Origin of the sequence: Natrinema amylolyticum (genome assembly GCF_020515625.1) — an archaeon.
In the GTDB taxonomy this organism is placed as follows: Archaea; Halobacteriota; Halobacteria; order Halobacteriales; family Natrialbaceae; genus Natrinema; species Natrinema amylolyticum.
The window spans coordinates 75,533-87,747 of the sequence record NZ_JAIWPJ010000004.1 but is presented as its reverse complement, the minus strand read 5'-3'; the positions used below and the strand labels follow the sequence as shown (position 1 = coordinate 87,747).

Below are 12,215 nucleotides of genomic sequence, written 5' to 3'. Positions count from 1 at the left end.
CGTCTTCTGCCCGAAGACGAAAACACCCGAACGTGTTTCCGTACCGACACTCAAACACTTGGGTCTCTATCACGATACCTTACGTATGAATCCGTTCGAGGATATCGACGTACTGGATCTCACCCAATCGGTCGCCGGCCCCGTCTCGACGCAATTCCTGGCGACGCTCGGTGCGAACGTGGTCAAGGTCGAGCCGCCACAGGGGGATGCGTTCCGCGGCTTACTCGACGGCGCGGTGTTCGCGTCGGTCAACCTCGGGCACAAGCGGAGCGTCTGTCTCGACATGAAGACCGAAGACGGTCGAAAAGCCGCTCGGGAATTGGCCGCAGAGGCGGACGTCATCGTCGAGAGTTTCCGTCCGGGCGTCGTCGAACAGTTCGGACTGGATTACGACTCGATCTCCGATGTGAACGAAGACGTCGTCTACTGTTCGCTGACCGGATTCGGTCAGGGCGGACCGTACACCGAGTGGCCCGCTTACGATCCCGTCATTCAGGCGATGAGCGGGCTGATGTCGATGATCGGATACAAGGATCGGCCACCCGTTCGGATCGGCGCGAGCGTGATCGATTGGGGGACCGGTACGACGGCCGCGTTCCTCCTCGCGTCCGGGTTGTACGAGCGACGACGCACCGGGGAGGGAGAGTACATCGACGTGAACCTGTACGAAGTCGCGACCGCGTGGATGGGCTACTGGATCGCTCATTACACCGGAACGGGGGAAGTGCCCGAACGCACGGGGCAAGGCTTTGCCGGCTTAGCGCCGAACGAAGTCTTCCACGCGAGCGGCGACGAACCGTTCTATCTCAGCGTGGTCAACGACCGGTTCTTCGAGCGACTCTGTCGGACTATCGACCGCGAAGCGCTCGCCACCGACGACCGCTTCGAAACGAACGAAAAGCGGTGGGAGAATCGCGACGAACTCCGGAAAATCCTCAACGAGGAGTTCAGCAACTTCGACCGAGCGGACCTCTGCGAACAACTGGCCGAAGCCGGGGTCCCCGCCGGTCCGCTCCACAACGTCGACGAAGTCGTCGAGGATCCGCACCTGCAAGAACGGGGCGCGTTGACCGAGTCGCACAACGTTCACACCGATACCCCCGTTCGAACCGCCAGTCCGCCGTTCTCGACCACGAACGGACGACCGGAACTCGGCGATCGACCGCCGAGGCGGGGCGAGCACACTCGGGAAGTCCTCGCGGAACTCGGTTACAACGAGGAGCAGATCGACCGGATGCTCGAAGCCGGTGCCGCCGGTCCCGACGATTGACTGCTGCATACCCGGAGATGTCCGTCTCGATCCGCAAGCAGGTAGCGCGGTTCTCGCTCACCCGAACTGGACTCACTCGTCGAGAACGGTTCAAGGCCGTGGTGAGGACACGTAAAATCCGTCGATGGCCGACGGCGCGATATCGGCGTCGTCGAGGGCGTCCCGAACGACGGTCATCGCGAGGTCTCGCTCGGGAACCGAATACGTGCCGTTCGGAAGTGTAGCCGTTCCTGCGACCGTCGGTGTTCGTGAAGAACCCATGTGATCCCATACCGTTTCTCACGATCCATCTTATGTCTGGCTATCGTCCAGTGGAGTAGAAGCCACCTCCTTCGAAAGTAGTCTGCAAGCACCTCGCCCGTACCGCGAACAGGACATCGCCTCTTGGCGAACCAGGAACGAGTCTACAACGGTTCATCGCCCGTTCGGATCCGGTCGGCACGTTCCGCGAGGCGCGGAACTCGCCGTTCCATCAGGGGATAGGTCTCGTTGTTCGCGTTCCCCTCGAGATACCGTCGGTACATCATCTCACAGGCGCTGGCCATCTTGAACACGCCGAACGTTCGATAGAACCGATGATGATCGAACGTTCGACCGGTTTGATCCTCGTAGCGATCAACGAGTTCCCGTCGAGTCGGATAGCCGTCTCGGACCAAAAACTGGGGAAACAGTTGGCCCTCGAACTCCGGATCACCCGGATCAGGCCAGTAAACCAGCATCCATCCCAGATCCATCGCGGGATCGCCGCGGGTACACAGTTCCCAGTCGAAAACGGCTTCGATCTCCGGCGACTGCTCGCGGGCGTCGCTCGCTCGCTCGTTCGGGGACGCGTCGCGTCCCCCGCCCGGCGCGAACATCACGTTATCGAGCTTGTAATCGCCGTGAACCAGCGTGTGATCGTACTCCTCGGGGACGTTCGCGGCGAGCCAATCGGCGATCTCCCGAAGCAACGGGACGGATCGTTCCCGTTCCGTCCGCTCGAACGCCCACTCGAGTTGGTCGGTCCACCGTTCGATTTGCCGTTCGGTGTACCCGTCTGGATGCCCCAAATCGTCGAGACCGACCGCTGCGGGATCGATCTCGTGGATGTCGGCGATCGTGTCGATAAATCGATCCGCTACCAGTTGTCGGTAGCGCGGTTCGCCGAACCGGTCGGGTTCCTCGTCCCTGATCACGTCGCCGCGACACCGCTCCATCACGTAGAAATCGGCACCGATGACGCCGTGGTCGTCACAGCTCGCGACCGTCCGGGGGACCGGTACGTCCGCGTCTTGAAGGGCTTCGATGACCCGATATTCCCGGAGTACGTCGTGTGCGGAGTCGGCCGTCGCTCCGGCGGGCGGTCGCCGAAGCACGAGATCGCGATCCCCCCACTGGAGAAAGAGCGTCTCGTTCGATTGCCCCTCCTGGTGGTACTCAGTCTCGAGCCTGTCCGCGGGACCGAGCGTCGTCTCCAGGTACCGCCGGAGCGCGTCGGTGTCGATCAACCGGTCGAGGTAGTCGGAGTCAGTTGAACGTGTCATGTCGAGACTCCAGCGAGTGAAAGCACCGTCAGTTCTCCGAGCGGTCGATTTTTTCGCTCGAGCGTCCGGGGACGTTTCGGTGTGAGCGTGCCGTTCGAAACGCACCGATGTATCATGCTACTAGGTAACACCGAACCCACATATAACCCTAAGGACTGACGAGACACCGTTTCGGCGGCGACGAATCTGCAAGAACGAGACGGCACCGCGTGCCGATCGTTTGCAATCGAAGCCGGGCGGCCCGACTGCGGAAGTCGAACTGCTCGAGCGAGGGCTGTGCTTACCGTTTCCGTTCGGCAGCGAGCCGTGAGTCGATGAGTCGATCCCGATTCGCTTCGGGGGAGCCGAGGAAGTTCCGCCAGCTCTTGGCCTGTTTCAGGTAGATGTGAGCGTCGTGATCCCAGGTGAATCCCATCCCGCCGTGGTTCCAGATGTCGTCGCCGAAGACGCGGTGTAAGCGGTCGGCCGCGAAGGACTTCGTCGCGGCGGCGGCGCGCGCGGCGTCCGGTTCGTCCTCGTCGAGTGCCCACGCGGCGTAGTAGACCAGCGAGCGGGCGCTCTGCATATCGACCCACATGTCGGCCGTTCGGTGTTTGACGGCCTGGAACCGGCCGATCGGATGCCCGTACTGTTCGCGCTCGTTGCCGTATTCGGCGGAGAGCTCTACCGCCCTGTCGGCGGCCCCGACGAGCATCGCAGTCCCCGCGACGGAAAACCGATCCATCGCGGTCACGAGCGCGCTTCCGCCGCCGTGTAGCGGACCGAGCAGCGCGTCCTCGCCGACCGTGAGTCCGTCGATCGACAGCTCGTACATCGGCCGAGCCCAATCGAGGCTGTCCATCCGGGTCGCCTCGACGGCGTCGTGGTCGGTTTCGATCGCGAACAGCGAGACGCCTTCGTATCCCTGGCTCTCCCTCGTTCGCGCGGCGACGATCACCACATCGGTCTCCGCGGCGTACGGAACCAGCGTTTTCGTCCCCTCGAGTCGGAACTCGGTCGTCTCCTCGTCGCCGCGACGTTCGACTCCCATCTGAATACTGCCCGGGAGGGGTTCGGTTTCGTCGTCGTACACGGCGACGCTCATGCGGAGGTCGCCGTCGGCGACCGCCGGCAGGAACCGCGACCGCTGTTCTTCGGTGCCGAGATCGCGAATCAACGGCACGGCGACGGCCGCCGTCTCGGGGAGCGGCCCGGGCAGTGCGTATCGACCCGCAGTCTCGAGCAGGGCCGCCAGGTACACCATCCCCTCGCCGAATCCGTCGTACTCGAGCGGAACGGTGATCGCCGTGTAGTCGAGGTCGGCGAGTTCGTCCCACAGGTCGTCGATGACGTTCTCGCCGTCGATCTGTCGCCTCGCGAGGTCGATTCCGCCCTCCGATTCGATAAACTCCCGTGCGGTCTCCTGTACGCGCTCGTGTTCCTCGGTTAGTCTCGCATCCATCGTTACTCACTCCGGTGGCTCGTTTCGCTCTTGATGTCCTTCGGCAAGCCGAGCACCCGCTCGCCGATGATGTTTCGCTGGATGTCTCCCGTTCCGGCGGCGATCCACGCGCCGTACGATCGGATGTAGCCGGACGTCTCGTCGAAGGCGTTGTGACCGTTCTCCCACAGGGCCGCGGCCGGTCCCTGCAGGTTCACTGCGAAGTTGAGTAGGTCGTTTCTGAGTTCGTCGCTGACAAGTAGGTCCATCGACCCCTCCGGTCCGGGGGTTCCCGTCTCCATCTGCTCGCTCACGTTCCTGAGGTGCGTGGCCTTCGCCGCCTGAATACGCGCATCGAAATCCGCCAGTTGCTGTCGGACTCGGTCCCGTTCGATCAGTGGCGTCCCGTTTCGCGTCTCGGTTCGGCAGTACTCGAGGAGGTCCAGATACCGCTGTTCGATCGTATAGATCGACGTCGAACCGTGCTCGAACGCCGAAAGCGTCATGACGACGTCCCATCCCTGATCGATCTCGCCGACGACGAGGTCTTCGGAGGCGACCGCATCGTCGAAGTAGACCTGGTTGAAGGTCCGGTCGTCGTGTGGCTGGTGGATCGGTTCCGTGCTGATCTCGTCTTGGTCCATTTCGACGAGGAAGACGGTGAGCCCCTCGTGTTTCTTCCCAGAGTCGTCGGTTCGCGCGACGAGGAAACACCAGTCGGCGACGTGAGCGTAACTGGTCCAGATCTTCTGCCCGTTGATAATCCACTCGCCGTCGCCGTTTGGCTCCGCGCTCGTTGACAGACTCGCGACGTCCGAGCCCGCTTCCGGCTCGGAATAGCCCTGACACCAGATCTCCTCCGCACTGCGGATACTCGGGAGGAATCGCCGTTTCTGTTCTTCGGTTCCGACCTCGATCAGCGTCGGGGCGATGAGGTTGATTCCGATGAGGTTGATCTGCGGTGGCGCGTTGATTCGAGCCATCTCTTCGCGGTAGATCGCCTGCTCGATCAACGACGCGCCCCGTCCGCCGTACTCTTCGGGCCAGTGGACGCCCGCCCAGCCGTCGTCGGCGAGCGTTCGCTGCCAGTCTCGAAGGAACTCGACGCGTTCGGCGTCGTCATCGGGAAGTTCCGGATCCTCGAGCCAACCGTCCGGGGCGTTCTCCTCGAGCCACGCTCGCAATTCGCGGCGAAACGCGTCTTGCTCGTCCGTATAGCTAAAGTCCATGGTAATGCTATCCGCCTCCGATACGACCTGAACACGTCAACTCACATAATATATGTGCATTTGTCCAATCGTTTTACCGAGAGAATATCTCGAGGCTGAATCGTAGCGCCCATCCGGTACGGCTGTGGCGGATTCGGTCCGGAAACGCGAATCGGAACACCGTGACGATCAGACCGGAACGCGATTGATAGCATCGGATCTGATGACCCCGTCGCGTTAGACGCTCGAGAGAATCGTTTTGGCGGGTTCGATGATAAAAGGCGTTCCAACCGCTCCGTCGTCGGACGTACCTGAGTACTACGCGCCCTCCGGCGGCTCGAGCGCTTCCAGGACGTCAGCGACGTAGCGGTCGATATCCTCGCCCGAGACGGGATTGCCGTGGATGGGGGCGACGTACGTCACGTCGAGGGTTTCGAACAGCATTTCGAAGGCGTTACCGAGCTTCTCACGGTCGAGATAATCGATGAACGGGAGTTTGTCGAGATAGAAGTCGTCGATGTGGTCGGCGGAAACGCCACCGTCGATTTCGGCCGTCGTTAACTCGCAGTTCCCGGGGTCGTGATAGTGTCCGAACGCCTCCGCCGTGAACAGGACGCCCGACTCGTGGTCGTACGCCCACTGAGAGACCGTCACGTCGGTGAGCAACGGGTGAATACACGTGAGCGGCCGGCCGGCGAACTCGACCGGCCGGTTGAGCTGTCGAGCTTCTGCGTTCGGCAGACCGACGATTTCGGGATACCGCCCCGTGGCGGCAATGGTCTTGATCTCGCCCCACTTCGCTTCGAACGCGGGAACGTTTTCGGTGTGGGGGAGCGTCGAGTGGGTGAGTAGTACCACGTCCGGCCCGGTCCCGTCGGTGAGTCGATCGATCTCTTCGATGATCTCGTCGCGGTAGTGGCTCGATCCCGAGTCGACGAGAACGGTCCCGTCCTCGCCCTGGATCAGGTACTCGGACATGTGCATGTGGTACTCCTCGTCCGGATGGCAACTCGAGATCCAGTGGACGTCGTCGGTGAGTTTCGTCGTCATTGGTCCACCTCCGGCGGCCGCAGTATGTACTCGAGTTTGCTCTCCATGTTGCTCCGTTCACCTTCGCGAGACAGCGCCGTGACGGCCTCGAGGAAGCGGTCCAGATACGCGTCTAGATCCTCGGTCATGACCATGCCGTGGGCCGGAGCGATGACGTCGGGGTCGAACCGCTCTCTGACGTCGTCGACGGCGCGTTCGATCGCGTCGGTATCCCCGAATCGCATCCACGGAAACGCCAGTGCGTGAAACCGAAACACCTGTTCGACCGCGACGTCGCGGTCGAGTTCGCTCGCGGTTTTCACGCAGTTCGAATTTTGGTGGAGGAATCCCATCCAATCGACCGTAAACAGGGTGTTCGTCGTTCGTTCGCTCATCCACAGCGTAAACGAGTGGTCGGGGAACAGCGGCGCTTCGAACTCGACCGTGTGCGTTCCCAGGTCGATCGAATCTCCCGGTTCAACGTATCGAATCTCGTTCGGAACCTGGTCGACGTCCGCCGGCGTCTCGGCCGCGATATGATAGAGTTCGTGTTCGGCACTGTGTCCGCTTCCGTAACCGGCCGCTTCGCCGGGAACCAGTAGCGTCGCATCCGGATACGCTTCGAGGATCGTGAAGGTGTTGCCGGCGTGGTTGGCTTCCGGGTGCGAGATGGCGAGATAGTCGAGATCGTCCCCATCGAGCAACTCGTCGATCAGTTCCACGACGTGCTCGCTGTTCGGTTGTGTGAGGGTATCGAACAATAGATTCCGCTCGTCCGAAAAGAGATACGCGTTTTGACAACCGTGGACGTCCTCGTCAGGTTCGACCCACCGCTCGAGATCGAACCGTTCCAGTTCGCTGAGCGTTCCCAGCGGGAGACACTCCTGGGTCCAGTAGAGGCCATCGCTGAGTTCTCGGTATTTGGGCTTGGATACCTCCTGTGGCATGTTCTACCTATCCACACCATCTGTAAGTGCATAGTTCTTGGTATGGGTCTGGATATCTGCTCGGGACAGTCGCTATCGATCGGTCCACGTCGACCGCGTCGAAGATCGGGTTTTGAGACGGATCACGAACCCGTGCTTATCCGACGAGTGGAGCGAACGTTCGGAGCTGCTTTCGCTGGGCGTCGGTCGTGAACCTGACGGCGATCGTCTCAACGCCGGCGGCTTCGTACGCGTCGATCGTCTCTCGGACGGTTTCGATCGGTCCGAAGGCACCCTTGTCTCGAATTTGGTCGTCCGAGAGCGTCGGCCAGGCCGGATAGTACCGTTCGTAGAACGACCTGGCGGTCTCGATCGCACGGGACTCGTCTTCGTCGATGACCACGTCGAGATAGATCGCCTTGCGGAACGTATCGCTCGACCGTCCGGACTCCTCGAGCAGGGCTGCGATTTCCCCGAATCCGTCGCGATACTGCTCCGGCCCGAATCCGATTGGGAGCCAGCCGTCGCCGTGTGTGGCCAGTCGCTCCTCGATCGATCTCGGAAAGCCGTCCGACGGATCGAACGCCGCTGAGGCGACGTATATCGGCACCTCGCCGACCGGTTCGAACCCGATGCTCGCGTCCTCGAGATCGTAGTACTCCCCGTTATAGTCGACGGCGTCTCCGTTCCAGAGTTCAGTAACGATTTCGAGTAACTCGTTAGTTCTGGCCCCTCGTTCGCGGAAGGTACGATCGAGATTCGCGTACTCCGCCTCGACGTCCGGTCCGATACCGACGCCGACGCCGAGTCGGAGTCGTCCACCGCTCAGTTGATCCACTGTCGCAGCCTGATGGGCGACGTGGACCGGATTTCTCAGATCCGGCAAGTAGACGGCGGTGCCCAGGTCCACGGCTTCGGTTTCCGACGCGACGGCTGCGAGCGTCGACAGCGGTTCGTGACGCGGTTTCGCGAGGACGCTGTCGCCGACCCAGACCGAACTGAACCCGGTCGCTTCGGCCCGGCGCGCTAATCCGAGTACGTCGCTCGCCGTTTTCGCCGCCAATGCCTGTTCGTCGTCGCTCGTCAGGACCGCACCCCGCGTTGGCAATAAATAACCATAGTCCGTCATGTGACACCACACGACGACCGTGATGAAGGCTGTTCCGGTGTCAGTACTGCCTCACGATCGAGTCACCGACGACAACGGCGATTCCGGTCGGTTTCGGACGCTCCGCGAGCATCGGTAATCGGTTGCGCGCCGACAGCGTGACGCGGGTTATAGCAAGTCGGCCAGAGCCGTCATCGTCTCTTCCTTTTCGGCGTCGGTCATTCCGCCGACGAAGCCGACCCGAACCGCGTCGACGCCATCGATATCGGCGTACCGCGTCACCTGCGACCGAACCTCTGCCGGCGTCCCCGCGGCTGCGAACTCGTCGAGAACGTCCTCTGGAAGCGCTGCGGCCATCTTCTCCTGATCGCCGTCGTCCCACGCCGCTCGCACGTTTTCGACCACGTCTTCGTACCCCTGCGAAGCCACCGAATCGCCGTAGTACGGGCCGTAGGCTCCGATCAGGAACGCGATCATCGACCGCGCCTTCGTGCGAGCCTGTTCGCGGTCTTCGCTAGCGATACACCGCAGGAGCGGACTGACGCGGACGTCACTCGCGTCGCGTCCGCCGAGTTCGAGACCTCGCTCGAGGTCCGTCAACCGCTCCTCGAGTCCCGTCGGCGAGAACAGCTGGGGGACCCAGCCGTCCGCGAATCGACCGGTCAACTCCGTCGCCTTCGGGCCGAGCGTCGCGAGATCGATCTTCGGCGGCGTCTCGGGAAGCTCCCGATCGTAGGACAATCCATCGAGGTCGAAAATCTCGCCGTCGTAGGTTGCGGTTCCGTCGGTACAGATCGCCCGCACTAGCTCGAGGGTTTCGCGAAGTCGTCGCAACGGACGGTCGAACGACGTCCCGTGCCAGTGTTCGGTCAGCGCCGGCGAACTCGGGCCGAGCCCGAGCCGGTAGCGCCCGTCCGAGAGGTCGGACAAGGCGAGGCTCGTCTGAGCGAGCACCGCCGGTGACCGACCGTACGGCGAAAAGACGTCGTTCGAAATGCCGATGTCGTCGGTTCGATCGGCGATCAGCGAGAGCGTGGGAACGATGCTCCACCCCGTCGCCTCGCCCATCGAAACGCGACTGTATCCGAGTTCTTCCGCCCGACGGGCTCGGTCGACGATCGTCCCGTGGGTGTCGTGATCGCCGGTCATCACGACCAGATCGAGGGCCGCGCTCATGCGTTGTCTCCTCCGTTGAAATTCGTTTCACACCGGAACATCACCCGTACTTCCAGTCGATCGATTATAAACATACAGGCCTACCGACCCGTTTATCCGTCGTTCATCGCCTCTCTCGATAACATACCGCGCTTGCGATCGATTTCGATACCTGAATTCACAGCCCTGCACGTCCGAATTCGAGCCGCCAGCGAACGCTACGAGCGTTTCGCGTAAAGCGCGGCGTCGACACCAGTGATCGATCCGAGACGAAGCACGAGCCAAAGCCCACCTGAAACTGCCGACAACCGCGATACGATGCGGTCGCTCGATCGAGATCGGCGGCATCCTCGATGGCTGAGGCCACGTGACACAGACTCGTGTCCGTGAACATCGTTCGCGGACCGAATCGGAAAGCAGCCGACTCATTTCGTCGAACAGCAGCTATATATCGCCGGCTGTTCCATTCAACTGATATGCGCGCTGCAGCGTTCACCGGAATCGGTAGTACGGAGCACGTCGAAGTCGAATCGTTCGCCGATCCCGAGCCGAGTTCCGGAGAGGCGGTGCTCGAGGTCGAGGCCTGTTCGATCAACCACCACGATCTGTGGATCCTCCGCGACGGCTTCCGGGTGGACGAGGAACAGTTGCCGTACATCGCCGGGATGGACGTTGCCGGTACCGTTTCGGCGGTCGGCGACGGTGTCGACGGCGTCGAGCCCGGAGATCGCGTCCTCCTCTGTCCGAACCAGACCTGCGGCTCCTGTCGTTACTGTCGGGACGGTCCGGAGACCCTCTGCGAACGGTTCGACCTCTATCACGGCGGCCTCGCGGAGTACGCGGCGGTGCAAGCCGACCGGCTCATTCGCCTCCCCGACGGCGTCGACCCGGCGGAGGCGGCGGCGATTCCCGTCGCGTATATGACGGCGTTTCGAATGCTCACGGAGGCCGAAGTCGGTCCGGGTGACCTCGTGTTCGTCCCAGGCGCGACCGGCGGCGTCGGCGTGGCGGCCGTCCAACTCGCCGATATCCTCGGCGCACGGACGATCGGGACGTCGACCTCGCGGGAAAAACTCGATCGGCTCGAGACGCTCGGTGCCGATCACGTCGTCGAATCCGGTGACCCTGACGAGTTACGCGAAGCGGTTCTCGAAATCGGCCGCGTCGACGTGACCATCAATCACCTCAGCGGTCCGTATTCGGAGGTAGGAGTGAACGTCCTGCGACGCGGCGGACGAATGGCGGTCTGCGGACAGACGGCCGGGCCGACCTCGACGTTCACCATGGGCGACCTCTTCCTCAATCACAAGCGAATCATCGGGAGTACGATGGGAACGCAGTTGGATCTCGAGCGCCTCGTCGACCTCGTCAAAGACGGTCGACTCGAGCCGGTCGTCCACGAGCGATATCCGCTCGAAGATGCCGACCGCGCATTCGCCGACATGGACGATCGGAACACGGTCGGCAAACTCGTCGTCGAGCCCTGAAAGTTCGCAGACGCGTAGACGGTCGCGAAGGACCTCGGTGAGGGGAGAACTCGGGCGACGTTTCAATCGGAGATGTTGTCCAATTCGAGCCAATCGTTGCTACGTCCGGTTCCGAAGGCGTACGGGAGGAACGCTTCGGGGTCGACGGTGGTCACGTTCTCCTGGGTCGAACGCAAGTCTGCTTCGGTGTACGACGCTCCGAGAACCGTTTCTATTTCGAGTTCCCCCAACGGGCTGTCGGAACCGTTTCCCAACGAGACCGACCCGGAACCGGTTTCGAACGTGTGGAGGTCGCTCTCGAGCGTAACTCGGACCAGCGTCGGATCGAACTGGAACCCTCGTCCGGTCACGTCGGGGAGTGCCTTGTAGTGGTAGATCGTCTGTGAATTCGGATCGGGTTGCCGGTTCGTTTTCATGGTCGCATCGATTTCGATGAGCGACTCGTTTCGCCGGGAGACTCGTCCATGAACCTCGTTTCCGGCACGCTCGAGCGAGATATCGGCCTTTTTCTTCGGCTCGCCGAACAACTCTCGTCCCCACGTGATCGCGGCCTCCGTCGACATCGGCATGGTCAGACAGTACTCTCCGACGCGGCCGTCGTGGTGCGCTCGAACGTAGACTCCGGCGCCGTGGAACGAGCCGACGCAGTTACTCCGTCCGACGTCGACCACGTCTACCCGGACTATCGGCTCTTCGGTCGGTTCCAGACCGGGCGGAAGGATCCGATCGACCGTCGACTCGCGAGTCAGGAACCTGATCGCCACCTGCTTCGCGTCGTAAAAGCGGTTCTCTGCCATCCGCTCCTGAATCGCCTCGACCTCGTCTCGGGATCGAACAAATCCGGACATAGTCTGCGGTTATCGGCCCGGATATTAACGCTTTGGCTCGCCCGGATTCCTCGGTACCCACCGCTCTCGGCTGCTCTTTGCGTTGTATTGCCTCCCCTCTTTGTCCGCAAAACATCGCTGGATACCCTATTCGAGTCAGTACTGGAACGGTTCGCTAGATCGGTCGACGATCTCCTCGAATTGTCGAGTCCGACTGGATGTGACCCGCCGCTCATACCTTTGATCGTTTGTGTCGCGCCTA

Annotated in this window: 10 protein-coding genes; 2 read left to right on the top strand and 8 right to left on the bottom strand. The window is 61.9% G+C overall.

Translation table 11 applies throughout. The features are described 5' to 3' along the window. Positions 1–85 precede the first annotated feature (85 nt). Entirely contained in the window at positions 86–1,270 is a 1,185-nt protein-coding gene (locus LDH66_RS19210; RefSeq protein ID WP_226482698.1) for a CaiB/BaiF CoA transferase family protein, read from the top strand. 404 nt (positions 1,271–1,674) lie between these two features. Here the strand turns inward: LDH66_RS19210 and LDH66_RS19205 are convergent, their stop codons facing one another. The 7 genes from LDH66_RS19205 to LDH66_RS19175 form a co-directional block, all read right to left on the bottom strand. After that, the gene (locus tag LDH66_RS19205) at positions 1,675–2,793 is read right to left on the bottom strand and encodes a phosphotransferase family protein (RefSeq protein WP_226482697.1); all 1,119 of its coding nucleotides are present in this window, start codon (positions 2,791–2,793) and stop codon (positions 1,675–1,677) included. A 280-nt stretch (positions 2,794–3,073) separates the two neighbouring features. Further along, a complete protein-coding gene (locus LDH66_RS19200; protein WP_226482696.1) occupies positions 3,074–4,234 on the bottom strand; it encodes an acyl-CoA dehydrogenase family protein in 1,161 nt (386 codons plus the stop codon). A 2-nt stretch (positions 4,235–4,236) separates the two neighbouring features. Next, complete coding sequence (locus LDH66_RS19195) at positions 4,237–5,442, bottom strand: acyl-CoA dehydrogenase family protein (RefSeq protein WP_226482695.1); 1,206 nt, start codon at positions 5,440–5,442, stop codon at positions 4,237–4,239. Positions 5,443–5,739: 297 nt separating this feature from the next. Then, positions 5,740–6,471: an MBL fold metallo-hydrolase gene (locus tag LDH66_RS19190; protein ID WP_226482694.1), complete on the bottom strand. Its 732-nt coding sequence runs from the start codon at positions 6,469–6,471 to the stop codon at positions 5,740–5,742. Further along, positions 6,468–7,397 carry an MBL fold metallo-hydrolase gene (locus LDH66_RS19185; protein WP_226482693.1) on the bottom strand — a complete coding sequence of 310 codons (930 nt, stop codon included), beginning with the start codon at positions 7,395–7,397 and terminating at the stop codon, positions 6,468–6,470. The genes LDH66_RS19190 and LDH66_RS19185 overlap by 4 nt, the downstream gene beginning before the upstream one ends. 136 nt (positions 7,398–7,533) lie before the next feature. Beyond that, a complete protein-coding gene (locus LDH66_RS19180) occupies positions 7,534–8,484 on the bottom strand; it encodes an LLM class flavin-dependent oxidoreductase (RefSeq protein WP_264182544.1) in 951 nt (316 codons plus the stop codon). 168 nt (positions 8,485–8,652) lie between these two features. Continuing rightward, complete coding sequence (locus tag LDH66_RS19175) at positions 8,653–9,660, bottom strand: TIGR04024 family LLM class F420-dependent oxidoreductase (RefSeq protein ID WP_226482691.1); 1,008 nt, start codon at positions 9,658–9,660, stop codon at positions 8,653–8,655. A gap of 455 nt (positions 9,661–10,115) precedes the next feature. Here LDH66_RS19175 and LDH66_RS19170 point away from each other — a divergent pair, with 455 nt between their 5' ends. Further along, complete coding sequence (locus LDH66_RS19170) at positions 10,116–11,126, top strand: alcohol dehydrogenase catalytic domain-containing protein (RefSeq protein ID WP_226482690.1); 1,011 nt, start codon at positions 10,116–10,118, stop codon at positions 11,124–11,126. A gap of 62 nt (positions 11,127–11,188) precedes the next feature. Here LDH66_RS19170 and LDH66_RS19165 read toward each other — a convergent pair whose 3' ends face one another. Next, positions 11,189–11,974 (bottom strand): acetoacetate decarboxylase family protein, encoded by a 786-nt coding sequence (locus tag LDH66_RS19165; protein ID WP_226482689.1) that lies wholly within the window; start codon positions 11,972–11,974, stop codon positions 11,189–11,191. Positions 11,975–12,215 lie beyond the last annotated feature (241 nt).